The sequence below is a fragment of the Shewanella inventionis genome (assembly GCF_019931735.1).
Taxonomy (GTDB): Bacteria; Pseudomonadota; Gammaproteobacteria; order Enterobacterales; family Shewanellaceae; genus Shewanella; species Shewanella inventionis.
Genome location: NZ_CP082926.1, coordinates 1,879,174 through 1,903,606, shown reverse-complemented (window position 1 = coordinate 1,903,606; position 24,433 = coordinate 1,879,174). Strand labels below are relative to the sequence as shown.

Genomic DNA, 24,433 nt, shown 5'->3' with positions numbered 1-24,433 from the left:
CATTATACTGAGAGGGTAAAGTTTAATGATTTGTAGCAAATACATGGACTTTCTGTTGCGCTTGGTGTTGAATCAATGACGTTGTTTCAATTTTATTTAGCCAGATACGTTATGGGCATTTCATTGATACGACATGGTTATACGCCATATTCATTTAGTTTTAGGAGTACATAATGGGGTTTAAAACGACGGTAAATTGGCAATCTTCACCCAGTGAAGAGGGTGAGTTTAATCGTGACCATCAGGTCAAATTTGGTACAGGGCAAACTATCGAAGCATCATCAGCACCTGAGTACAAAGGCAATGCTGAAAAAGTGAATCCTGAAGAAAGCTTATTAGCGGCATTGTCGTCTTGCCACATGCTGACATTTTTAGCGATTGCCCATTTAAAACGACTGCCTGTCGCCAGCTATGTCGACAATGCCACAGCGGATTTAGGTAAAAATGAAGCGGGTAAAGTGGCGGTAGTGAAGATGACACTTGAGCCAACTGTCACCTTTGCTGAAGGCGTTGAAGTCGACCAAGACACATTAGAAAAAATACACGAAAAAGCACACGCAAACTGCTTTATTGCGAACTCAATTGCCTGTGAAGTTGAAATTAAAACAAGCTAAAAACCTATGATGAAGCGTTAGTTTTAGCGCCAATCTCATCTGTGTTATTAATAAAAATGCCCCTACAAACCAGTTTTGGCAGGGGCATTTTTGACTTGAGCTAATAACCTTGAGCGAACTCCAACACTACTTTGCTTGGATGTCGTCCGCTTTACCTGTTTTGGGCATAGGTAAACTTTGCAAAGGTGTGATAGGTTGCTGTAACAGCTCATCTTTTAAATAACTCATTGCCGCCTCAAGCTGGGCATCGTTACCATTAAAGGTCGCGTAAGGTAAGTTATCCACTTCAATGTCTGGTTCAACACCATGACCTTCAACAATCCAACGTCCATCGATAGCATATTGTGGGTATTCAGCCACTCGAGCCATACCGTTATCGGTCACTGCGTTTCGTCCCGACAACCACACACCGGCACCAGCCGTTTGCTTACCTATAATTGGCGCAATATTCAGCGCACGAATACCCGCAGAGAAGGTTTCACCGTCTGAGTAAGTCATTTGATCGGCCAACACCACTAAATGACCTCTAAACGTTTGCTGCATATTGGCATGAGTACTGCCATGAGTTGGCTGCCAAAATGCCCATGCACGACGTAATAACTTTTCAATAATCCAGCTGTCAATGTTACCGCCACGATTACGGCGAACATCAATAATGAGCCCGTCTTTGTCGTAATTGGTATAAAACTCTCGAGCAAAACTTTCAATATCGCCAGCGCCCATGGCATACAAGTGCAGATAACCAATATTCCCGTTTGATGCTTTTTCGACTTTAGCGCCATTGTGCTCAACCCAGTCAAGGTAGCGTAACTTGGCATCTGTTGCCGTGTCGTGTGGCGTCACCACTGTGTTGTGCGTGCTTTTGCCACGTTGTAATGAAATTAACACTTGTTTATTGCCTTGGTTACGCAGTAATTGTGTCACATCAGCAATGTTAGCCACTTTTTTGCCATTAATATGAGTAATAATATCGCCTTGTTTTGCATCAACGTCGATGCGAGCTAGCGGTGAGCCAGACAAAGGTAACTCTGGATCTGTTTGATAAATATGGCCTATCACCACGCCTTTATCCGTTTGCGTTAATCGTGCGCCTAACGCTGCGGCTTTCGCTGCATCTTTATCTTGGTCAATGTCACCACCACGCACTTGTGAGTGCAGTGAATTCAACTCCCCCATCATTTGCACAAAAATATCATTGAGTTCATTGCGGTCGGTGAGCCTGTCGACCAATGGCTGGTATTTTGCTTTGGCGGCTTGCCAATCAACACCACGCATTTTAGGGTCAAAAAATGAGTCGCGGTGCATTAACCAGGCGTCTTCAAAAATCTGTTGCCATTCTTGTTGCGGTGAAATGCTTAACTGCCATTGATCTGTGCTCACTTTAGCGTTTGACACATCACTGGGCAGTTTATCGCCGGCATCGACAATCATGATGTTTTTAGGATCTGATTTTTTGCGCAGCATAAGTTTGCTGCCATTTTTTGCTAATGCGTATTGACCAACATCGTCGCTAAATGTGTCTACTTTGGGTTGTTGTGCATCAAACTTAATTAGCTTTAATTCGCTTTTATCTTGGTTGCCATCCAGTAAATACAGCTTGTCTTTGGTGGCCGTTAAACTGGTGTAATTGCCTGCATCAACCGGAACTTGCCACAAGCGTTGAGATAGTCCGTCCCACTCCACTTTGGTTTTCATGGCAGTGTCTTGATCTTTTGATTCTGTTTTTTTATCGCCTTTATTCACCGTTAGCTCTGTTGGTTTGGCAAATGGAAACGCCGCTTTAGCCTCTAGCGCGATGGCAAAAACTTGGGTGCGTTTGTCAAAAATAGGCCCCATATTTCTATCGCCCCAAGGCGAACCTGGATTGGCTTTAAACTCGCGGTTAGACAAGAAATAAAGCCATTTACCGTCATGACTAAAGCTGGGTGAAAACGACTCGTATTTGTCTGTGGTTAAGGTTTGCGCTTTAGACTCGTTAATGGAATACAACACAATTTGAGGGCGTTGTTTGCCAATTTCAGATTTGGTTAACGCTAAAAATTGGCTGTCGGCAGACCATTTAATGTCTTGATAAGGGCCTAACCCCTCACCATTTTCGATAATTTTTTGGTTGTTGCTGCGAGTTAAATCCAGTAACCATACATTGCCCATATAGTCGTCGTGCACTAAATAGCGGCCATTGGGTGATAACGATAAGCTGGTACGTAAGGTGCTACCATCTTTGGTTAGTTGTTTAGCCCCTGCTGAGCCGTCTGCTGGGTATTGCCAAATTTCTTGTTCGCCAGAGGCATCACTAATGGCATAAACCCATTTGCCGTCGTCACTTAATAGAGCATCACGAAGTCTACTGTTGGCCGGTGAGTCTATTTGTACCAGGCGACGACCATCGTTACTGGCAATGGCCACATGGCTGCGAGCAGTAATCACCACATTGTCACCTTGATGAGCAAACACAGTCGAGGTGGCGTATTCCATTGGATCATTAACCCATTGCTCACGGCGGTGAGCAAAGTCACTGGTGAGCTCAATATCTAGGGTAGTTTCGGCCATGTCGGCTAAATTGAGTAACTTAATGTCGGCGCCTTGTTGAAATACAATGCGGCCATTGTCTAGCTGGGCATCGCGCACCTGCCATTGGGTGTATTGGGTATGCTGTTTAACATTTTTGCCCTCAAGACTCATTGACCAAATGTTGTCGTTACCGGATTGATCGCTGACAAAATACACTCGTTGTTGCCATAGCATCGGCTGTTTTACAGAGCCTTCATGAGCCGTGGTTAATTGCTCTGCTTCTTGCTTGCTGCCCAGTTTATAACGCCAAATTTCACCTTTGGCGCCGCCACGATACACTTTGGCGTTGTCACCACTCACTTGCAGGCCAAATTGAGTAAAGTACACATACTCGCCTTTATCATCGATGACGCCTTCAACGGCGTCGGCTAATGGCAGATCAGTAACGGCTAATGTTTGCGGGTTAACGGTTTTGAGCACCCAAAAGTTAGCAGGACCAAAAGCATTGTCGGTTGAATATAAAACGTCACCTGCAGCGGTCCAACCTTGCAGGCGCACTCGGCTATTTTCAAAACTGACTCGCTTGGCCACACCGCCCGCAATCGGCATCACATACACTTCGTTTGCGCCTTCATAATTGGCGGTATATGCCACCCACTTGCCGTCTTTAGAAATTGTGGCATCGAGCTCTTCAGCGGTGAGGCTAGTTAAACGGCTAGCTTTGGTTTGATTAAGCGTTGTTGTCCACAAGTCGCCTTCTGCAGTAAAGACTAGCGTTTGGTCATGCAGTGCAGGCGCGCGGTAATAGCCTTGATTTGAGGCGTGGGCGAAGATCATTGATGAACAGGCTAAGGTGCCTAAAGCTAACATGCAATGCGTTACTGAGCGGCGAAGTTTCATGTGAGGTATTTCCTTTGTTTAAATCTAAGGCCTTATCATTGTTTGTTCACGTTATCAGAGTTATGTCATTTTTTGCAGCGTAAAAGTGTAACGAAAAACGGCTAAGCATTATGCGCTTAGCCGTTGGGAGAGAATTACTGCGAGGTGAGCTGCACTTTAATTTTTTGATATTGCTCATAAAGCGGATGCGCTGGGCTCAAAAGCTCAGGAAAGCGTTGCTCCATGGTGATCATATAACCTTCAGCCTGCTTGATTTTATTGTCTGCCATTAACGCCTGTAATCGCGCAAAAGCGGCTTCTGCGGTATCAAGCTCTATAGTACCTTTTGAGGGATTTTCGAGTTGTTGCTTCATCAGTTTAAGCTCTTTTTCTTGCTGGCGTATCGGCAAAGCTGCGGCCTTTCGCTGCGCCGCTTCAGCGTCGGCAACCTTTTTAGTCGCTTGGGCTTGCTGTTGTGATTCTGCTAACGCTTGTTGAGAGCGGTTCTGAATCGGTATTTTGTCGCTAAATGAGCTATCGGTTAAGACTTCAACACTTGCAGGCGCCGCCATAGCCTGTTCAGGCTTTAAGCTGTCGGCTGATATAGACATGCCTTGTGTTTCATTCAATTGTGCCTCAGCAACATCTGCCGACATGTCACTTGTAGATAGTGGCATCACAGTTTCAGAGTCAAGCGATTGAACGTCCATCTGCTGTTTAGGCAATCCTTTTTCAAGGTTGATCCCAGCTTGCTGCTGTAAACTCGGGCTTAAAATAAACAAACCAGCCACTAACACGACTGATGCCGCAGTTGAAAATAACCAGGCATTGCGACGCCACATAGCAGGCTCGCCTTTATTGTTTTTAGCCACAGCATGGCGGGCAGACTTTGCTTTTGCCAAAATAGCCTCGTCTAATTCTGCTGATGGCTGTTCTAGCGTTTGCTGGTGATAAGTTTGTTTGATTTCAGTTTGTAGTGCAGTGAACGCTGCATCATCTTGTTGCTGAGCCATTAGCTTGTCTCCTGCAATTTATTGGCAATGCATTGCTTAATACTCTGATAAGCATAACGAATGCGACTTTTGGTTGCTTCTAAGGTCACATTGGCAATATCGCTTATCATTGCAGCCGACATGCCCATTTCAATATTGAGTAAAAATGCTTCTTTTTGCACCGCTGGCAAATCGGCAATGCAAGACTTCATCATATTAAGCTGTTGCTGTTGCTGTAATTGTGGCTCTGGCGCCTTGAGGTTATCAGCTTCAATGCTATCCATTTGCTGCTCATCGGCCAGTGGGTTGATGTTATCGAGTGGCTTAACCACTCGCACATGATCAATTAGCAAGTTATGAGCAATTTTATACAGCCAGGTGGTAAATTTAGCCTTTACCTGATATTGAGCCGCCGCATTAATCACCTTACTCCAGGTATCTTGGTATAGGTCTTCTGCCAGTTGCTTGTCATGTATTTGGCGGACAAAATAACGGTACAAAGGGCCTTTATGTTTACGATATAACGCTTCGAATGCCGTAATGTCGCCGGCTTGATAGTTGAGCATGAGCTGCTCGTCACTGCCGACTTGTGGCACTAAATTGTCATCCTTTGGTTGTGCATCCTTTTGCTGTGTGAGTGTTGACACCATTTTATCCTTAATGTGGGTTAACCTGCTGAGCAATCTGGCTTGATGGTCGCGCCTGCATAGGCTGCATCGACAACACCTTGGCAGTTTTTAATAGTTGTACAAATTCATGACGATAGCCAAAACGGTCTTGGCCCATTGCGGATTCGGCAAGTGTAATTAACTTAGCATAATCAGTATCGTGAACATAATGATTATGGTTGAGTAATTGACCAAACCCCGCCACTGCAGCGGCAAAACGAAAGTCATCACTGGCTTGGTGCAAATGGCTTAATTGCTGCTGTTTAGTAATCGGGTAAGTTAATAATTGACTGGCTTGACCGCCAATGGCTTTATAGCGCAATTTTAAAAAAGCCACTTCATCACTAATGGACCTTGCTTTGTCATCGTGCAGCGTTGTTGAGGCGCGATATCTAAGCGGTTCAATCAACTTATTTTGGCTATCGTTATAGCGTAACTCGTAAAGTGCAGTGACATTGTGGCCGGCACCAATCTCGCCCGCATCAACGGCGTCATTGTTAAAGTCGCTGCGATTGAGCATTCGGTTTTCGTAACCAATTAAACGGTATTCAGATACCACTGCGGGATTAAATTCAATTTGCACTTTGACATCATGGGCAATGGTTAACAATGTTGCGCTAAGTTGGTCCACTAAGACTTTACGCGCTTCATTTAACGTATCGATATAGGCATATTGACCATTGGCTTTATTTGATAACTGCTCCAATAGATGGTCATTATAGTTGCCTAAGCCAAAACCTAATGTCGACAAACCTATTCCTTTTTGACTGTGCGTGGCGACATAATCAACCAGCTGTTGATGGTCAGTCATCCCCAAATTAAAGTCGCCGTCGGTGGCTAAAATAACCCGATTAATGCCATGTTCAATAAAATGCTTTTGCGCTATTTGATACGCCAACTGTATGCCCTGGCTACCATTGGTGCCGCCTTGCGCGTTTAACTGTTCTAGTGCGTGGCTGATTGCAGCAAAGTCATTGCCCTCCACCCCATCAAGCACCACCCCACTGGCACCAGCGTAAACCACAATCGAGACTTTATCTTGCGCCGACAATTGCTGACTGAGCATCAATAGCGCCTGCTTTAGCAAAGGTAATTTATCGTTTGACGACATTGATCCCGACACATCTAACAATAACACCAGGTTGCTGGCACCAAGTTGGTCTTTGGCTATGTCAAAGCCTTTTATGCCAATGCGTAATAGCTGCGTGTCTTGGTTATAAGGCGATGGTGCCAATTCAGTGGTGACATTAAAGGGCACGTCGACATCACTTGGCGCGGGGTAATCGTAGCTAAAGTAGTTAATCAGCTCTTCCACTCGCACACTATTTTTAGCAGGTAATTGGCCTTGATTAATTAATCTGCGGGTGGTGCTGTAACTGCCGGTATCAACATCAATAGAAAAGGTTGATACCGGTGTTTCAGCGGCAACCATATTGCCGTTTTGCACCACAGTAGCAAATTTATCTTGATTTACCTGTGCTGAATTAACATCGGCCGATACCTGTGCATAAGCCATTGCACTTTGCATTAATTTGGCCTGGCTTGGATTTTGATACTGTTTTACTGTGCGATTTACTGGTATAGCAGCGATTTCTGCCGTTTGTGGGCTTAGTTGATTGTCGCTCACGGCCCGTTGACTTTGACCTTTTGAAGTACTTTTTTGCTCTGCTAAGCGTTCGGTTTTCATGGGTTGTGCGTGGTTTTTTACTTGCTCAGGTTCATCATTTGACTCTTGTGCGCAGCCGCCGACCATAATACCGCAGAGGGTTAACGCCAATAGACGATAGTTAAATGCTTGCTGATAATCCTTCATGTTTGTGCCCTTTTTAATGGATGTGTTATATCGCTATTAACGAGCCCAAATATAAAAAGGGTTATTTACATGGTATTTTTTTGCCATTTATGAATACAACAAAAGAGTTTTCGTTTTTAGAAACTGAGTGTTAGCCTCATGAAACACTGAACTAAAGCCAATTGCGCGTGGGTTATGCTATTATCTAGCCCCTTTTTTACCGCCTTAATATTGAGGTTAATGACTCGAGTTCTTTTCGCAGTACATTAACAAAATATACCAATAGAATAAGTACGTTAAGGAGTTAACATGCAAGCCCTAGTTGCTGTTGTGATGGGTTCGAAAAGTGATTGGCCGACAATGGAAGCCGCCGCAGAAATAATGGATAAGCTACAAGTGCCTTATCATGTTGAAGTTGTTTCAGCTCACAGAACGCCAGACAAGCTAATGGAATTTGCAAGTTCTGCTGCAGATAAAGGCTATAAGGTCATTATTGGTGGCGCAGGCGGCGCAGCCCACTTACCCGGCATGATCGCCTCTAAAACACGTTTGCCAGTGCTCGGTGTGCCAGTACAAAGCAAGGCGTTATCTGGCATGGACAGCCTATTATCAATAGTACAAATGCCTAAAGGTATTGCTGTGGGCACTTTAGCCATTGGTACGGCAGGCGCATTTAATGCAGGCTTATTGGCGAGCCAAATTTTGGCGGTCACCGACGCTGATTTAGCCGCACGTTTAGACGCATTTCGTGATGAGCAGACTCGCGCTATTCTTGATAATCCCGATCCGAGAGAAGACTAATGACTTTGCCAAAAAATCTTTGGGTATTGGGTGATGGTCAATTAGGTGCCATGCTCAGCCATGCAGGCCAGCCACTGGGCATTAATGTGCGTCCGGTTGATATTATGACCCCAACTGATGCGCAATTGCCGTTACTGGCAGACGACATCATCACAGCTGAACGTGAACAGTGGCCAGAATCGCAACTGAGTTTGCAATTAAGCCAGCACCCACATTTTATTAACGGCCCTGTGTTTGGCCGTTTAGCCGACCGTTTTACTCAAAAAAGTCTGTTAGATGAATTATCGGTAGCCACTTCGCCGTGGCAACTTGTCGATGACAATACCCGTACCGACGCACTACACAGTGCTTATGGTGACCGAGTATTGTTAAAGCGCCGCACTGGCGGTTATGACGGCAAAGGTCAACACTGGTTAAAACAGGCTGAAACAACCACGATTCCTGATGATTGGCGCAATGAAGCCATTGCCGAGCAAGCGATTAACTTTGATGAAGAAGTATCGTTAGTGGGCGTACGCACCCAGGATGGACGCTGCTTGTTTTATCCGCTAACACTTAACCTGCATCAAGATGGCATTTTAATGGCATCAATTGCGCCACTGAGCCGTTTAGCACCCCTGCAAGCTGAAGCTGAAACCATGTTAAGCAAGGTGATGAATGGCCTTAATTATGTGGGCGTGATGGCAATGGAATGCTTTAGAGTTGGCGAGCACTTAATGGTTAACGAGCTTGCACCAAGAGTGCATAACTCAGGCCATTGGACCCAGGCAGGCTGTCATATCAATCAGTTTGAACTGCATTTACGCGCATTGTGTGATTTACCTGTACATCAGCCTCAGGTGAACTTTCAATGTGTAATGGTTAACTTAATTGGTGTCGACAAAGATGACCGCTGGTTAAGCCTGCCAAATGCAGAGCTATTTTGGTACAACAAAGAAGTGCGAGTTGGCCGCAAAGTGGGCCACTTAAACTTGTCTGTACACAACAAATTCATGTTAGATGACAGCATTAAACAGCTTAAAGATTGGATGCCAGAGCAATACCAGGCACCGCTAGATTGGATTTTGGCTGAGTTTGCATAACACATCTGATTAACGACAAAAAAAGGAGCTATAGCTCCTTTTTTGTTATAAAAACATTATTAACCTGCTCACCACCAAGATGAGTCTAAATCGTCTTTGCATTGACCATACTGAGCAGCATAGCGCCTAGCACGCTGATCCACTTTGTTAGCCACAGGTATTAACCACGCCTTAGCTTTGTAAGAGCCGCGTTTATAGCCGCCCCAACCTTCGTGATAATTTAAATATTGGTTTTTTGCATCCCACTTGGACACACCGTTTATTTTATGGGTTTTATAAATATACCAGCCCATAAAGTCCATGGCGTCATCAAAGTCACTGCGGCTTGACCAGCTATTTCCTGTCTCTTTAACGTAATCATCCCAGGTCATATTTTTAGCTTGTGCATACCCATAAGCGTCACTGGCCCTTCCCGTTGGAATAAAGCCTAAAAAATACTCCATTGGTGGCGCAGCGTTGTGCCTAAAGCCGCTTTCTTGGTACATCATTGCTAATGGAACATGTACAGGAACGCCCCATTTTTCTTGGGTGTCAACGGCGGCATCGTACCAATCATCGTGTTCTTCAAAAATAGCGCAGATATTATCTGGTTGTTGCGGTGGAGAGGTGGCACATCCTGACAGTTGCAGTAACAAGATAGAGCTAACAACAGCTAAAAAACGCTTCATAACACCTCGGATTACACGTGAGGCTAACGGTTGTCGCTAACCCAAAAACAATTAAGGCACAGAGGTAAACAACGCCCTCAACAGCCTAAGATGATACGATGAGTTTTACATCAATAAGCCGTTAATGCAATTAAGGTTATGGCTTCATTTCGCATTCATGTACCTCAGTTTGCCAAATAATGGGTTGCCAATATCCTTGATTTGAACCGATATAAATACGATCAGTATTAAACTGGGCTGCAATATGGTAACGCTGATCTGCGCTAACATCGACAGTAAGCACTTTCACTTTACGCGCAGCCAATGATACTTTGAGCTCTGGAGCGTTGATTAATTCAGCCACGGTAAATTCATGCTTGCCTGGAGAGAGTGGGTAATTGGGTCTCGATATAACCGGAACGCCGTCAAGATGAGTCACCACTACACGGTAAAGCTGGGCACTGTTGTCGGGCGCTAAATAGCTCGAAACAGTACCACAACTAACACTATCAGCTGGCGCAGATGCACAGCCATGCAATGCAGCAAGTGACAAAAACATTGCCAATTTTGTCACTCGTTGGTGTCTAGATAACACTCTGCCAACCATGCTTACTTTGCCTCAAAGGTACCCGCTGGGACAACATCTTTAAAATACTGTTTTAAAAATTCACTAAAGGTATCTTGCGGCAACTCTTCTATGTGTTGCTGTTCAATTAATGATGCTTTAGCTTCGTCAACATAGCTCTTTTCTACGTTTTCGCTTAATGGGTAATGGGTTAAAAACGCATGATAATCGTCAGCAAGTTGCTTAACCCAAATACTATGATCAGTACCTTTAACGACCACTTCGTGGATCACACGTCCAGACAAGGTTTTATCCGGATCATCTATTGCTTCAGCCCAATGAGCCAATGCAAGTTGATAAGCATGGCTGTCTTCGCCATCAAGTAATACCGCAAGAGTGGATAGCTCAGCAAATAACTCGTGCATCCACTCTTTTAAACCAATGGCTTGGCCATGACGTTGTAATGTTAAACCCGGTTTGCGTCCTTCAAGCACGACTGCTTTTAAGTTTGCTGCGATTTCAGCTTCGCCTTCGGCATCGGTATCTTCTGAAGGTGACAATAAACAATGTAATAAAAATAAGTCGAGGAAACGTACCTGAGTAGCATCAATGCCAACTGGGCTAAACGGGTTAACATCTAATGCACGAACCTCTATGTACTCCACACCTGCACGTGCTAATGCTTGCGATGGTTTTTCGCCTTTTTTCGTCACACGTTTTGCGCGAATTGGCGCATAAAATTCATTTTCAATTTGTAAAATATTGCTATTAAGCTGACGGAATTCACCGTCGACATTCACCCCAATTTGGGCAAATTTTTTCGACGGCATTTTAATCGCAGCGCCCACACCCTCAAGGTACTCAGGTAGTGAGTTATAGCTAATATTTAGGGTGTCTTGCTCTTTATTGGTGTAGCCTAAATCACTCATGCGCAATGAGGTGGCATAAGGTAAATACAAAGTGCCTTTTCCGGTTTTTTCAAACTCAAAATCAACTTCTTGATCTTTAATAAACGATCCACATAACGCGGGGGATGATCCAAATAAATACGGTAATACCCATACTAGGCGGCGGTAGTTGCGGATGAGCCCAAAATAAGATTCAGAGATAAAGTCTTCAAAAGTAATGCTTTTACTACAGCAAGCATTGCCATTGCCGTTAGCAATTTTGTCGTCATATAAACGTTGCCATAACTCATTTGAAACCGAAAAGTTAAAATGCACCCCGGCAATAATTTGCATTAACGCGCCGTAACGGTGGGTTAACCCTTTACGGTACAGAGTTTTCATTTTACCGGTATTAGAATTGCCATAACGCGCAACAGGGATATTGGCAACATCGCCCACATAACAAGGCATGCTCACTGGCCACAGTTTTTGGCCATTAAGGTTGCGCACTGTGTAGGCATGAGTTTGGGTTAACCCCTCGAGCAAATTGTCGATATTGTGATTTACTGGGGTAATAAATTCGAGCAATGCTTCGCTGTAATCTGTGGTAATACGCGAGTTAGTTAGGGCTGAGCCTAATGCTTTTGGGTGTTCGTCTTGAGCTAAATGACCTTTTTCGTCAATACGCAATGCTTCACGTTCAATACCACGTAACATGCCCAATAATGCCTCACGGCCTTGAGTGTCGCTTAAGTGTTCGACTTTTTCATTGAAAGACTTCAATTTATTACTCTCTTTTATGGATTCGCATTGCGAGTAAACAGCTAGACCTGATAATAAAGGATATTGTTACTAATTTCGCAAAAAATGTATCACTACGTCAGCTAAACATCGTTAAATAAAAACGGCAACACGTTACGGTTACCGTTCATTAGATCTAAGTCATTAAAATGGTTTGTGTAATCCCTAAACAATCTAACCTCAACTTACACATTTAAGAGAAATTTGGTACCGATACAGTTTGGTAGATTACATTAAAAAAGCCAGCTAACTTAGGGTCTGTTGATCTTTCGTGATGGCTTTTTAAGCAGCATGGTAAGGCGTTATAATTTGTTTCGCCAAAAATAAACGATAACTCCATACCATGCCGAGACTAATGCTAACTGATAAGTGGTGGCAAAAGCTACTTCAACTGATGAAGAACACTGGCCGCATCTATAATAAATCTGAACATAGAATGACCTTTGAAGGAATTCTTTACCGCTTGCGAACAGGAGTTCCATGGCGTGATCTTCCAACAGAGTTTGGGGACTGGAGCACTGTTTATCGTCGCTTTAATCTGTGGTCTAAAAAAGGCCTGTTAGATATACTATTCAAAGAGTTATCAAAACTTTCCGATTATGATTGGGTGTTTGCAGACGGCTCAATAGTCAAAGCTCATCAGCATAGCGCAGGAGCTGCGACACCAGATAATGAGTGTATTGGAAAGAGTCGCGGCGGTAACTCAACGAAAATTCATTTGGTCGTGGATAGCGGTGGATTACCAATCTATTTCGAGCTATCAGAAGGCCAGAGAAATGATATTGCTCGTGCCGAGAGTCTTGTTGACCACCTTAAGGAGGTCAACGTATTTATCGCTGATAAAGGCTATGACAGCGACGCTTTAAGGGCATATGTCAATTCTAAAGGTGGCAAAACCGTTATACCGAAGCGAAATTATGGGCAAGATATCGACAAAGAAAGCATGGATTGGTGTCTCTACAAGTATCGACATTTGGTTGAGAATGCTTTCGCGAGGATAAAGCACTTCCGAGCAATATCAACAAGATATGATAAGTTAGCAAGAAATTACGCCAGTATGGTATCACTGGCGTTTACTATAATGTGGCTGCCGATGTATTGTTGAATAAAATGTGTACAGCAAAGATCAACAGACCCTAGTAAGCTGGCTCATTTTTACAATATGAGGTTAACACTGAGTTATTTCAAGTACCAGAGTTAACCAAAGCGTATCAAGTGTTCAACTACTCGGCAAGTGTTACTGTTTCAACTTGATACCCCAGAGCACGTAAACCCGGCTCAACACTCACTTTATCTCCCACAACCAGCATAATCATATCGTCAATATGCAATAACTTATTTGCCAATTGATTGAGTTCACCTATTGAAACGGTGTTAACGATTTCGTCTTGTGTTGAGGTGAAATTTTGATCAAGCTGATAACGTTGGATCATCCGCAAAAAGCCGGCTTTTTGATACGGCGTTTCATACTCAAGTGCCTGGCTTTGAGCGATTGAGTTACGCATAAAATCTAGCTCATCTTCTGTCATGCCTTGCTTTTGGTATGCGGTTAACTCTTTAACAAATTCAACTAAAGCCTCTGCGGTTACATCACTACGAACACTTGCATAAGCCATAAACTCGCCAGCGTCTTCAGAGCCATTAAACATGGTTCTTGCTCCGTAAGTATAGCCTTTATCCTCTCTAAGATTTAAGTTGATACGGCTATTAAATGCACCGCCCAATGGGTAGTTCATTAGGTATGCTTTAAAGTAATCGCCCGTTGCATCATAAGTTAACGAGGGTTTCCCTATGGTGATAACAGATTGTGCTGCACCGGGTTTATCAATCAAATAAACGGTGTTTTTAGGATGTATTGGTGCTTTAGGCAACTTAGCAACGGCAATAGCATCGCCTTGCCATTGTGAAAACACCGAGAGTTTAGGCAGTATTTGTTGTTGATTTAAATCCGACACAACCACCATTTGCGCATTACCTGCCCGATATTGCTGCTGATAAAACTGCTTTACATCATCTAAGGTGATTGCCGATAGTGATGCGACCGTACCACTACTGCTTACTCCCATTGGGCTTTGACGCCCGTAAAGTAATTCATTAAATCCGCTACTGGCAATATAGTTAGGGTCTGATAATTGATGCTGTAGGCCTTGTATAGCTTGTTGTTTTACGCGATCAAAATCTGCCTGTAAAAAACCAGGGCTAAATAAGCGCTCCTCAACCAGTGCTAATGTGGCATCGAGGTTTTCAGTTAAACTAGACACCTTGATGTAACTTTGAGAACTACTCGCGTCAAAACTAATGGTTGAGCCTAGCATGTCTAATGCACCAGCAAGCTCCTCACTACTGCGTTTACTGCTTGATTCGTTAAGCATAGATGCCGTTAAATTGGCAACACCAGCTTTATCAATTGAAGCTAAACGACTGCCACCATCAAGATAAATTAACAGCTCAACGGTTGGCGTTTCGTTGCTTTCTGTGCCCATCACGCTGATGCCGTTCTCGAGCTTGGCTTGCCAAAGTTGCGGCACAGTTAATAAAGGTGCTGCTGAAGCTGTTGGCATTATACTGCGATCAAAAGATGACTTAGCAGCCGCGGTGGTCGTTAAACCGGTAACGGCATCTTGCGCTATTGGCAAGGTTTTAGGCTTAAAATTATCTGCATGGGCAACTAACTGTGTTTGCCCTTCAGGTACCACACTCATCACCACCATAGGTTTGTTTTTTATGTAGGTATTAAATACCCGCATAACATCGGCTTTGGTGACGTTGGCATATCGCGCTAAATCCGAGGCCACCATGTCTGGTTTACCATAAAAGGTTTGGTTGGCTGCTAATGTCGACACCTTGCCTTGCACACTTTGCATGCCAAAAATAGTGTCGGCTTCAAACTGCACCTTCACTTTTTGTAAGTCGTCATCGGTTACGCCACGTTGCTCAAACTCAGCGATGGTCTGGTTAACTTTAGTTTCAATGTCAGCGAGGTTGCCGCCTTTGCCCGGGTTGGCAACAGCATATAACGACAACTGACATGCAAGCTCCTGACATGGGTGACTGACTCCGGCTTGTACTGCAAAACCTTCTTTAACCAAATTTTTATAAATAAGTGATGTTTTGCCACCCCCTAAAATATTGGCCAGCAAGTCGAGCGGGGCTTCATCTTGGTGTTGCGCATATACCGTTGGAAAACCGATATAAAGTAACGGCAAATGGACTTTGTCTTCCATTGAAATATAACGGGTGCTATCTAAGGTGACTGGCGTTTTTTCATCTGCTTTAACCTCTGGGCCGCGCGGAATTTCACCAAAGTATTGATTAATCCAGGCTAAGGTTTGCGCTTCGTCAAAATCACCGCCAATGGTCAAGGTGGCATTGTTTGGTCCGTACCAGCGCTGAAAGAAATGTTTAACATCATTTGCGGTGGCACGGTCTAAATCTTCTGGCCAACCAATCACTGGCCACGAGTAAGGGTGTCCAGCAGGATACAGCGCTTGATTAAAACGTTCATTTAAACGGCCATATGGGCGGTTATCAATGCGCTGTGCACGTTCGTTTTTCACCGTTTCACGTTGCACTTCAAATTTTTTGTCGGTTAATGCCGGCAGTAAAAACCCCATGCGATCAGACTCTAACCAGAGCATTTTTTCAAGTTGGTTACTAGGAACAGTTTCAAAGTAGTTAGTGCGATCTGTATTTGTGGTGCCGTTAAGCGTACCGCCAGATTCTGTGACGACTTTAAAGTGTTGTTCATCTTCCACATGTTGTGAGCCCTGAAACATCATGTGTTCAAATAAATGGGCAAAACCACTGCGCCCAGCTAGTTCACGGGCTGAGCCAACGTGGTAAGTCACATCAACATGCACTAATGGATCTGATTTATCTTGATGTAAAATCACCGTTAGGCCATTTGCAAGTTGATATTTTTTATAAGGGATACTGACTTGATTTTCTGTTTGAGAGACAGTGTCGACTAAACTCACACCTTGAGGTAATGCCGAGAGTTGTTGTACTTCGTGGGCACAGCCTGCCAATGCAGCACTAATGGCACTGGCCAACAACCATTTTTGTAAATGTAATTTCAAAATCGAGTCCTTCCTTTTAACAAAGCGACTAATGCCCAATGAACTTGTTATGCATTAGCTGAGTAAACCGAGATTCATTTTATATTGTCACACCGACATAAAGATGAAAACAATCACACTGTAACGTAATATTTTTCCAACAAATATCAGTAATGTTGAAGCCACCAGAGGCCACTTTAACCAGCCTGCAAGCAGACATAACACATCTCCAATTAGCGGTAGCCAAGATAATAACAGCGCCCACATTCCATAACGTTCAATCCACTTTAAGGCTGTTTGGTGAGATTTGCTCTGGATGTCTTGCGGATTTTTAGCTAACCGCCCTGCACGCCCTAAACCATAACTGGTCATTGCACCTAAAGTATTACCTAGCGTAGCCATTAATAACAATTGCCACCACGTTGAGGGCGCATCATTGAGAAACGCCACCAGCAAAACTTCTGATCCGCCGGGTAATAAAGTGGCCGCTAAAAAAGCACCCGAGAACATCATCCACAAACTTGTCATGACTTATTTTATCGTCTCAAAAAAGAGGTTATGGGAAAGGTGGTCATAGCTTCGACCTGCAAAAACCGCTTTTGTTATGGGTTTTGGTTAAAAAACAGTAAAAAATTTAAAGTTATAATAACAAAAATACTTATTCTTATAAGTTATAACAAAATGACGTTGTCTGCTATCAGTTCAGTTCATACAATGCGATTAATATTTATTAACCTTATGCGGAATGACTGGACGTTTTGTAACGCCACACGCCGCTATTTAGCCCATTAATATGCCATCCACTAGGTATTACAGCGTGGGCTTACACTTGGAATTGACATGATACTGCAAACGCTCAACCGTATTCCGTTTTGGCAGAAAGTCGTTGCTGGTTTTGTTTTAGGAACACTCACCGGCATAGGCTTAGGTGAGTCCGCCATCATATTAAAACCGCTTGGTGATTTGTTTATTAGCGCCATAAAAATGCTGGTTGCCCCACTGGTATTTTGCGCCATTGTGGTCAGCATTACCTCGCTTGGAACACAAGGTAATTTAAAACGCTTAAGCTTTAAAACTCTGGCCATGTTTATGCTTACTGGCACAATTGCTTCGTTTGTTGGCCTCGCAATTGGTAGCCTAATTGATATGGGTGGCAACCTGTCGTTAGCCACAAGTGAAGTGCGTGAGCGCGACATTCCCGGCTTTGCTCAAGTGCTACTAAACATGATCCCAGTGAATCCATTTGCATCGTTGGCTAATGGAAATGTACTGCAAATTATTGTGTTTGCAGCATTAGTCGGTATTGCAATTAATGCTGTGGGCGAAAAAGCGCTGGCATTAAAAAATACCTTTGAAGCTGGCGCCGAGGTGATGTTTCAGTTAACGCGCATGGTACTTAAGTTAACCCCTATTGGTGTTTTTGGTTTAATGGCCTGGGTTGTTGGCGAGTATGGCTTAAGCACGCTGTTGCCATTAGGTAAGTTTATTATGGCAATTTATATCGCTGCGCTAATCCACATTATTTTTGTCTACGGCGGCCTTGTGAAATTTGCCGCGGGGTTAAGTCCTTTACAGTTTTTCCGTAAAGCCTTACCAGCTCAGGTAGTAGCATTCAGTACTGCATCTAGTTTTGGCACTTTACCCGCCAGCACTCGCTGCTCAGAATCCATGGGTGTGTCTAAACGTTACAGTGCGTTTGTATTGCCATTAGGCGCGACCATGAACATGGACGGTTGTGGCGGTATCTACCCTGCTATTGCAGCAATATTTATTGCGCAAATTTATGGTATTCCTTTAGACATGACCGATTACATGCTGATTGCTGTGACAGCAACAGTTGCTTCTGTGGGTACGGCTGGCGTGCCAGGCAGTGCAATGGTGATGTTAACTGTCACATTAGGCGTTATTGGTTTACCCCTTGAAGGCATTGCCTTTATTGCAGCCATTGACCGTATTATTGATATGATCCGCACCGCCACTAACGTTACCGGCGACATGATGACAGCTGTAGTGATTGGTAAAAGTGAAGGCCAGTTGGATGTAGAGCAATTTTACGCAGATGACGTAAACACAGCGCAAACTCAGGCTGGCTCTTAAAAGTACTTGTAACACTTAAAAAAAAGCGAGCATCAATTGATGCTCGCTTTTTTGTAATATTACAGGTTAAAACTTAGCGTTTGCCCAAAGCCATACTTTGTCGGCATCCACTTTACCCGCACCAGCATCGCCAGCAGAATAAACCGCGTACTTGACGCCTACTGTATAGTTTTTATCGATTGGCAGTGTGAATACTGCATCAATCTCATCACCTAAATCGTCCACTGTTGCGCTTGATTCATCAGCTGTAAAATCATGGTACATTAATGCCCAGCTACCGCCTACAACACTGCCGCCAATTGACACATAAGTATCAACTAGACCTTGTGCTGGTGTAGCTAAAAATTGATCTGACCAACCATTAAACGCATGTAACGTAGCAAGTGGTGTTGCAAATCCATAAGCGCCATCATCAGACCCTAGCACTTCATAACTTAGTTTTACGGTTAAGCCGCTAAATACCACCCCAAGCTCACCTAACAAATAGTCTGCAGAATATGATGTGGTTGCGGTGTCGGCATCTTGAGTGGCGTATTCTGCGGTATACAGCAATTTAATGTTGTCGATGTCTTTTGCACCTGCAAAACGAACACCGTAAGTATCAATCCCATTGTCGACATTGGTATCTTCTTCGAGCAAATATCCGTATGCACTCAACTTACCCAACGCCAAATTGTACGATGCATTAATGATGTGATCTTTTGCATCGATATCTTTTACTTCGGCAAAGATACGATTGCGTTTGTATAAATAACCATAATCTAAGGTTAAGGCATCTGCTGCATATTGCATGGTGACAGCATCAAATGTTTGACGGTCTTGGCGCCAACCCACAGGGCCAATAAAACGTTGATTATCAATTGCAATCACTTGGCGTCCAGCTTTAGCTGTAAAGCCATCATATTTATATTGTAAAAAAGCCTGATCTAGCTCAGTTGTTTCTGGATCGGCAATCACAGAATAATCAGCATTATTACCGTTAGTGTCATTGTAATCATTTACGCCAGCAACACTGCGCGAATCTTCAAATTCAACTAACGCTGTAAAGCCATTATAAGCCGCTGTCGCTAAAGTTAAACGAGTGCGTAAAGTTAGCGCATCTGCATTTTCTAAGGCATTGTCTTGGTCAACTGACTCATAACGTAAATTTAAATCAACATTAGCACTACCTTGAGTCACGGCGTCAGCAATTGAGGTAACTGAAGTGTCTGCGGCTGTCGCATTGCTCATCGCAAATAATAATGAACAAGTTAACGCTGATAAGGCCATTTTTTTAGTCATGGTTGAATTTAGGCAAACCTTACCCACAACTTGACTAGCAAGCAGTTTTTTATTCATCTTACATCCCTTATTTTTTAAGTTATTTACACGCGTTAAAGCGTAATCGCACGACCAGCAAGTTAACTGCTGATCACTTTAATGGCTTTATGACTTGTTTGTTGTGACATACCCTGCATTTTAGATGCTTGTTTATTTGTAAAAGATTGAACTTTGCGTTGCTTCTCATACAAAAATTTAAGCACTTCAGAACGCAATCGGTTGTATTCGGTATCTTGAGCTAAGGCTAAGCGGTTTCTGGGACGTTCAAGTTTAACTGATAAGATTTCACCCACAGTTGCTTCTGGTCCATTGGTCATCATGACAATTTTGTCAGACAACAACACGGCTTCATCGACATCGTGAGTAATCATAATCACGGTATTATTGAGCTGGCTCTGAATTTCCATCAGAGAGTCTTGCATGTGTGCCCTTGTGAGCGCATCTAGCGCGCCAAAGGGTTCATCCATGAGTAATACTTCTGGTTGCATAGCCAGTGCCCTAGCAATACCGACTCTTTGCTTCATACCACCAGAAATCTCCCCCGGACGTTTGTGCATTGCATGATCCATGTGAACCAATTGCAAATTGTGTTCAATCCACTGCTTCATTTCCGTTTTGCTCATTTTGCCGGAAAATACCTTTTTCACTGCCAGTTCAACGTTTTGGTAGGTACTTAGCCATGGCAGTAACGAATGGTTTTGAAACACCACAGCTCGCTCAGGCCCGGGCTCTTTCACCTCTGCATTTTTTAAAATCACCCCACCGGAACTGGCTTGATATAAACCTGCAACAATATTTAATACCGTTGATTTTCCGCAGCCTGAGTGGCCAATTAATGACACAAACTCGCCTTTATTAATCTTTAAATTGACATCCTTTAGGGCTGTAAATGATCCTTTAGGCGTTGGAAACACCATGTCAACGCCGCTAATTTCTAAAAATGAACTCATAGTGTTTTCCTTATTGGTCCCACGACACCCAGCGTTGTAATGCGAGAATACCCCGGTCGAGTAAAAAGCCGATAAAGCCTATCACCACAACAGCAGCCATAATCCGAGCTAATGAATCAGAACTGCCGTTTTGAAACTCATCCCAAACAAACTTACCTAAACCTGGGTTTTGGGCTAACATTTCAGCGGCAATTAATACCATCCAGGCAACACCAAGGGATAAACGCATCCCGGTAAATATCATTGGGATGGAGGCAGGTAACACAATTTTTTGCACATGGGTGATAGCCGATAATCGCAGCACTTTACTCACATTAATCAAGTCATTGTCGATGCTCGACACCCCTATTGCGGTATTAATTATCATCGGCCACACACTACATAAGGTGACCGTTAGCATTGAATTAATAAACGATTTAGACACCATAGGATCTGGCGACACATACACCGCACTCACCACCATTGTGACCAAAGGCAGCCAGGCAAGTGGTGATACCGGTTTAAAAATTTGAATAATAGGGTTGATTGCCGCTTGTAAACTGCGGCTCAGCCCCATCCAAATACCTAAAGGGATGGCGATAACGGCTGCCAATATAAAGCCGCTCATCACTGTCACTAAGCTAGTGACGATTTGATCCCAAAAGGTTTCTTTACCCGTGTAGTTGCGGATTTTGACTTCATAGCTGGGATCTTTTGCCAACCTAGCCGCATTTCGCTCATCTTGGCGTTGATAAAATGCCTGTGCTTTTTCGCGTTCTGTGACATGCTCTGAGTACAAGTTTTCAAATTGCTCAACCACAGCCACAGGACCAGGAAATTTCCCTAGTGAGGTGTCAATACTGTTTGCTGTCACGGTCCACATCACTAAAAAGATAGCAATGCCAATAAACGGTAATAAGATCACTTTACTTAGTTCAGATATTTTTAGCATAACAGCTGCCTTTCGACCTTGTTCAAGTAGGCGATTAGGGGCAATCGATGTAAGACTGTTCATCTAGTACTCCTTTGGTTGTTACAATTTATCGCCTTGCTTTAAACCAATCGTAAATGAATTGATATAAGCATTGGGCTGAGTACCGTCATAGGTTAAATTGTCAATAAAGTGAGTTTGTGGCGCCTTGAAACCCGTTTCTTTACTAAAGTCTGGAAACGCACTGGCAGGGATTAATTTATCGTCTATCAAAGATTTTGCAGCTTTAGCATATACCCAATCAACTTGAAGATGCGGATTGTAACATCTGAAAATTGTCATTGATCCGCGACGTCAAATCGCCACCCATTTCCGGCAGTGTTTCTTTAAAAAATTTTGATAGAGCGGCCCTAAATTCGCGCTTACTTTTGAAATAAACGCTGTTTCTGGCATGCTCATTCATCACCTTCCACAGCCGCTCTATTGGGTTCAGATTTGGGCTATAAGGCGGTAAATAATGCAGCTCTATCTTAAGCAAATCGGCCATTTCTTTGACCTTCTTTGAGCGATGATAACCTGCGCCATCTAAAATGAGATGCAACGTGTGAGGTGGTGGATATTTCTCCCTTAACACCTCAAAAAATTGAACAATACTGTCGCCATTAACATAGTCATATTCGTTAACCGTTGCGTTAGCGATATCATCAAGGTCAATCGCACCAATCAGATTGATACGTGTCCGACTACCAGTGGTTTCAACGGGTTTATCTTGTCCTGTGCGGATCCAGCCATGCGATATTTTTGTCGCTTGGGTAGGATGAACTGCGTCGATAAAGAGAATAGTCGAATCCTCGCCACAGCTGGCTTTAAGGTTTTCATACTGCTCAACAAAAGCCTGTTGCTTTGCTTCATCAAACTTATGCGGCACACCTTTAGGCTTTTTGTAGCTAAAGCCATTTTTATGCAGCCACTTGTGCATGCCAGCGACAGTATATTTAACACCGAACTGCGCTAACACATAGCCGACAATTTGATGGTTATGCTGGTAAGTATGGGCAGTTAAATGGGTAATTAACTCCGCCGTTTGCTTAGCGGATAAATGGCTTTGTGAGCCGCCATTTTCAGGCTTGAGTTTATCCGACAAGGTATAGTCTGCAAGATGTCGCAGCACGGTGGATTCGTGAATGCGTAGCGCTTGAGAAATCATAACCGTAGACCAGCCTTCTGAGGTAAGGAGGACGGCTTTGATGCGATCACGAACTCGCCCATCGCGCGCTTGAGCATGCTGGGTTTCGAGCTGTTTCTTCTGGTCATCGGTGAGGTATATTTTCATGAGGTGTAGCATGATCCTGATTTGAAATAAAATCAAGCACCTTCAATGATCACCGGTATAGATATCTGGACGGTATACCTTTGTGGCAATATCTTTGTACCATTCATCTGACTGATCTTGCTCAATTTGCCCCCAACGGCGCATTTGAGTTAAATACCAAATGGCATCTGAATAGTAAGGATAAGTGGCGTTATGTCTAAAAAATACGTTGAAGTCTGGTACTGAACGCTTATCGCCTTTTTCATATTCAAAGGTGCCTGTCATGCTGTTGGCAATCACGTCATAGTCTGCCCCAACGTAATTAGGTTGCGATAATATTTTTACCGCTTCTGGACGGTTACCATTGTTATTGTCATCTAACCATTTTGCAGCTCGAATAAGTGCGCGTGTTAAGCGTATTGTGGTGTTTGGGTATTTTTCAGCAAACTCAGCAGTAATGCCAAAAACTTTTTCAGGGTTATCTTTCCAGATCTCATAATCAGTGACGACAGGTACCCCAATACCTTTAAACACCGCCTGTTGATTCCAGGGCTCTCCAACGCAGTAGCCATTAATCGTTCCCGCTTCTAGTGTCGATGGCATTTGTGGCGGCGGCGTAACCGACAAGAGCGCCTGTGCATCGATTTGCCCTGACGTATCACCCTTGTGCGGTGCGTAAAATCCTGGGTGGATACCTCCTGCGGCTAGCCAATAACGAAGCTCGTAATTATGAGTCGACACCGGAAATACCATCCCCATATTAAAAGGCTTACCTGCGGCTTTAAATTCTTCTACGACAGGTTTAAGCGAATCGGCTTTAATCGGGTGAACTGGAAAACCATCAGGCTGCTTTGCAATATGAGGCTTCATTTTGGCCCACACATCATTTGATACCGTAATCGCGTTACCATTCAAGTCCATTGAAAATGGAGTAATAATATGAGCTTTAGTGCCATACCCTATAGTGGCAGCAATCGGCTGACCCGCTAACATATGCGCACCATCAAGACGGCCATCGATGACGCCATCAAGCAAGACTTTCCAGTTGGCTTGTGCTTCGATGCTGACGTACAAACCTTCTTCTTCGAAATAGCCCTTTTCATAAGCAATCGCGATAGGAGCCATGTCAGTTAATTTAATGAAACCAAACTTAAGTTCTTCTTTTTCTGGGTAGCCCACTTCTGCACTAACAGAACTTATGCACAAGCTAGTACCTATTGTTATCCCTATGATGAGCGGTTTTAGTAAATGCTGTGTTACCGATGTTGTCCAAGTCATGTTAATTCCCCATTGATGAAAATTGGCCACAAAAAAAGCGCCCGGATATCCATAAAGGAATATCTCGATAGCGCCTTTGCTAAAAATTAGTTTTTACACGTTACATATCAATAACTTAATGAAATTAATGCAACTATATAACTCTTATAACGTGTATTGTTTAATATTCATCATTCGTGCCAACCTTTTAACACACTGATTTAATTTAAATATTCACAAACTCGCTCACAGGGTGTAATACCATAATAGTGCAACATTACAACTATAAC

At 43.5% G+C, this 24,433-nt stretch carries 19 protein-coding genes and 1 pseudogene; 5 read left to right on the top strand and 15 right to left on the bottom strand.

Annotated elements, in window-relative coordinates:
* Positions 1-173 precede the first annotated feature (173 nt).
* Positions 174-614 (top strand): OsmC family protein, encoded by a 441-nt coding sequence (locus tag K8B83_RS08605; protein ID WP_188738788.1) that lies wholly within the window; start codon positions 174-176, stop codon positions 612-614.
* Positions 615-740: 126 nt separating this feature from the next.
* Here K8B83_RS08605 and K8B83_RS08600 read toward each other — a convergent pair whose 3' ends face one another.
* The 4 genes from K8B83_RS08600 to K8B83_RS08585 all read right to left on the bottom strand — a co-directional run bounded on the left by K8B83_RS08600 (position 741) and on the right by K8B83_RS08585 (position 7,477).
* Positions 741-4,025 carry a S41 family peptidase gene (locus tag K8B83_RS08600; protein ID WP_223419579.1) on the bottom strand — a complete coding sequence of 1,095 codons (3,285 nt, stop codon included), beginning with the start codon at positions 4,023-4,025 and terminating at the stop codon, positions 741-743.
* A gap of 134 nt (positions 4,026-4,159) precedes the next feature.
* The gene (locus K8B83_RS08595) at positions 4,160-5,017 is read right to left on the bottom strand and encodes a hypothetical protein (RefSeq protein WP_223419577.1); all 858 of its coding nucleotides are present in this window, start codon (positions 5,015-5,017) and stop codon (positions 4,160-4,162) included.
* A complete protein-coding gene (locus K8B83_RS08590) occupies positions 5,017-5,562 on the bottom strand; it encodes a sigma-70 family RNA polymerase sigma factor (RefSeq protein WP_223420031.1) in 546 nt (181 codons plus the stop codon). Before K8B83_RS08590 ends, K8B83_RS08595 begins: the two co-directional genes overlap by 1 nt.
* 91 nt (positions 5,563-5,653) lie before the next feature.
* Positions 5,654-7,477, bottom strand: a complete 1,824-nt coding sequence (locus K8B83_RS08585) for a vWA domain-containing protein (RefSeq protein WP_223419574.1) — start codon at positions 7,475-7,477, stop codon at positions 5,654-5,656.
* A gap of 288 nt (positions 7,478-7,765) precedes the next feature.
* Between K8B83_RS08585 and purE the strand changes: the two genes are divergently transcribed.
* Positions 7,766-8,257 carry a 5-(carboxyamino)imidazole ribonucleotide mutase gene (gene purE / locus K8B83_RS08580; protein ID WP_188738783.1) on the top strand — a complete coding sequence of 164 codons (492 nt, stop codon included), beginning with the start codon at positions 7,766-7,768 and terminating at the stop codon, positions 8,255-8,257.
* Positions 8,257-9,339 carry a 5-(carboxyamino)imidazole ribonucleotide synthase gene (gene purK / locus K8B83_RS08575; protein WP_223419573.1) on the top strand — a complete coding sequence of 361 codons (1,083 nt, stop codon included), beginning with the start codon at positions 8,257-8,259 and terminating at the stop codon, positions 9,337-9,339. Before purE ends, purK begins: the two co-directional genes overlap by 1 nt.
* A 68-nt stretch (positions 9,340-9,407) precedes the next feature.
* Here purK and K8B83_RS08570 read toward each other — a convergent pair whose 3' ends face one another.
* The 3 genes from K8B83_RS08570 to gshA form a co-directional block, all read right to left on the bottom strand.
* Positions 9,408-10,007 carry a transglycosylase SLT domain-containing protein gene (locus K8B83_RS08570; RefSeq protein ID WP_188738779.1) on the bottom strand — a complete coding sequence of 200 codons (600 nt, stop codon included), beginning with the start codon at positions 10,005-10,007 and terminating at the stop codon, positions 9,408-9,410.
* Between the two features lie 136 nt (positions 10,008-10,143).
* Positions 10,144-10,545: a hypothetical protein gene (locus K8B83_RS08565; protein ID WP_223420029.1), complete on the bottom strand. Its 402-nt coding sequence runs from the start codon at positions 10,543-10,545 to the stop codon at positions 10,144-10,146.
* A gap of 50 nt (positions 10,546-10,595) precedes the next feature.
* A complete protein-coding gene (gene gshA, locus K8B83_RS08560; protein ID WP_223419571.1) occupies positions 10,596-12,221 on the bottom strand; it encodes a glutamate--cysteine ligase in 1,626 nt (541 codons plus the stop codon).
* Positions 12,222-12,582: 361 nt separating this feature from the next.
* Between gshA and K8B83_RS08555 the strand changes: the two genes are divergently transcribed.
* Positions 12,583-13,344 carry an IS5 family transposase gene (locus tag K8B83_RS08555; protein ID WP_223417353.1) on the top strand — a complete coding sequence of 254 codons (762 nt, stop codon included), beginning with the start codon at positions 12,583-12,585 and terminating at the stop codon, positions 13,342-13,344.
* Between the two features lie 118 nt (positions 13,345-13,462).
* Here the strand turns inward: K8B83_RS08555 and K8B83_RS08550 are convergent, their stop codons facing one another.
* Positions 13,463-16,318: a M16 family metallopeptidase gene (locus K8B83_RS08550; protein WP_398410642.1), complete on the bottom strand. Its 2,856-nt coding sequence runs from the start codon at positions 16,316-16,318 to the stop codon at positions 13,463-13,465.
* An 87-nt stretch (positions 16,319-16,405) separates the two neighbouring features.
* Positions 16,406-16,825, bottom strand: coding sequence for a YqaA family protein (locus K8B83_RS08545; protein ID WP_188738775.1), 420 nt, complete (start codon positions 16,823-16,825; stop codon positions 16,406-16,408).
* A 312-nt stretch (positions 16,826-17,137) separates the two neighbouring features.
* Between K8B83_RS08545 and K8B83_RS08540 the strand changes: the two genes are divergently transcribed.
* Positions 17,138-18,394 carry a dicarboxylate/amino acid:cation symporter gene (locus K8B83_RS08540; RefSeq protein ID WP_223419569.1) on the top strand — a complete coding sequence of 419 codons (1,257 nt, stop codon included), beginning with the start codon at positions 17,138-17,140 and terminating at the stop codon, positions 18,392-18,394.
* A 66-nt stretch (positions 18,395-18,460) separates the two neighbouring features.
* Here K8B83_RS08540 and K8B83_RS08535 read toward each other — a convergent pair whose 3' ends face one another.
* From K8B83_RS08535 to K8B83_RS08510, 6 genes and pseudogenes are all read right to left on the bottom strand, one after another.
* Complete coding sequence (locus tag K8B83_RS08535; RefSeq protein ID WP_223419567.1) at positions 18,461-19,732, bottom strand: alginate export family protein; 1,272 nt, start codon at positions 19,730-19,732, stop codon at positions 18,461-18,463.
* A gap of 62 nt (positions 19,733-19,794) precedes the next feature.
* Positions 19,795-20,664, bottom strand: a complete 870-nt coding sequence (locus K8B83_RS08530; protein ID WP_188738768.1) for an ABC transporter ATP-binding protein — start codon at positions 20,662-20,664, stop codon at positions 19,795-19,797.
* A gap of 10 nt (positions 20,665-20,674) precedes the next feature.
* Positions 20,675-21,658: an ABC transporter permease gene (locus K8B83_RS08525; protein WP_188738766.1), complete on the bottom strand. Its 984-nt coding sequence runs from the start codon at positions 21,656-21,658 to the stop codon at positions 20,675-20,677.
* A gap of 18 nt (positions 21,659-21,676) precedes the next feature.
* Complete coding sequence (locus K8B83_RS08520) at positions 21,677-21,916, bottom strand: hypothetical protein (protein WP_223419565.1); 240 nt, start codon at positions 21,914-21,916, stop codon at positions 21,677-21,679.
* Positions 21,876-22,907, bottom strand: coding sequence for an IS630 family transposase (locus tag K8B83_RS08515; RefSeq protein WP_188741280.1), 1,032 nt, complete (start codon positions 22,905-22,907; stop codon positions 21,876-21,878). Before K8B83_RS08515 ends, K8B83_RS08520 begins: the two co-directional genes overlap by 41 nt.
* A gap of 57 nt (positions 22,908-22,964) precedes the next feature.
* Positions 22,965-24,164 (bottom strand): annotated as a pseudogene (locus K8B83_RS08510) (CmpA/NrtA family ABC transporter substrate-binding protein); the annotation flags it as partial.
* Positions 24,165-24,433 lie beyond the last annotated feature (269 nt).

Bases quoted from the DNA above. Each gene is read 5' to 3' on its own strand.
- K8B83_RS08605 (WP_188738788.1), top strand. From the start codon at position 174: ATGGGGTTTAAAACGACGGTAAATTGGCAATCTTCACCCAGTGAAGAG.
- K8B83_RS08600 (WP_223419579.1), bottom strand. From the start codon at position 4,025: ATGAAACTTCGCCGCTCAGTAACGCATTGCATGTTAGCTTTAGGCACC.
- K8B83_RS08595 (WP_223419577.1), bottom strand. From the start codon at position 5,017: ATGGCTCAGCAACAAGATGATGCAGCGTTCACTGCACTACAAACTGAA.
- K8B83_RS08590 (WP_223420031.1), bottom strand. From the start codon at position 5,562: ATGCTCAACTATCAAGCCGGCGACATTACGGCATTCGAAGCGTTATAT.
- K8B83_RS08585 (WP_223419574.1), bottom strand. From the start codon at position 7,477: ATGAAGGATTATCAGCAAGCATTTAACTATCGTCTATTGGCGTTAACC.
- purE (WP_188738783.1), top strand. From the start codon at position 7,766: ATGCAAGCCCTAGTTGCTGTTGTGATGGGTTCGAAAAGTGATTGGCCG.
- purK (WP_223419573.1), top strand. From the start codon at position 8,257: ATGACTTTGCCAAAAAATCTTTGGGTATTGGGTGATGGTCAATTAGGT.
- K8B83_RS08570 (WP_188738779.1), bottom strand. From the start codon at position 10,007: ATGAAGCGTTTTTTAGCTGTTGTTAGCTCTATCTTGTTACTGCAACTG.
- K8B83_RS08565 (WP_223420029.1), bottom strand. From the start codon at position 10,545: ATGTTTTTGTCACTTGCTGCATTGCATGGCTGTGCATCTGCGCCAGCT.
- K8B83_RS08555 (WP_223417353.1), top strand. From the start codon at position 12,583: ATGCCGAGACTAATGCTAACTGATAAGTGGTGGCAAAAGCTACTTCAA.
- K8B83_RS08545 (WP_188738775.1), bottom strand. From the start codon at position 16,825: ATGACAAGTTTGTGGATGATGTTCTCGGGTGCTTTTTTAGCGGCCACT.
- K8B83_RS08540 (WP_223419569.1), top strand. From the start codon at position 17,138: ATGATACTGCAAACGCTCAACCGTATTCCGTTTTGGCAGAAAGTCGTT.
- K8B83_RS08535 (WP_223419567.1), bottom strand. From the start codon at position 19,732: ATGAATAAAAAACTGCTTGCTAGTCAAGTTGTGGGTAAGGTTTGCCTA.
- K8B83_RS08530 (WP_188738768.1), bottom strand. From the start codon at position 20,664: ATGAGTTCATTTTTAGAAATTAGCGGCGTTGACATGGTGTTTCCAACG.
- K8B83_RS08525 (WP_188738766.1), bottom strand. From the start codon at position 21,658: ATGAACAGTCTTACATCGATTGCCCCTAATCGCCTACTTGAACAAGGT.
- K8B83_RS08520 (WP_223419565.1), bottom strand. From the start codon at position 21,916: ATGACAATTTTCAGATGTTACAATCCGCATCTTCAAGTTGATTGGGTA.
- K8B83_RS08515 (WP_188741280.1), bottom strand. From the start codon at position 22,907: ATGAAAATATACCTCACCGATGACCAGAAGAAACAGCTCGAAACCCAG.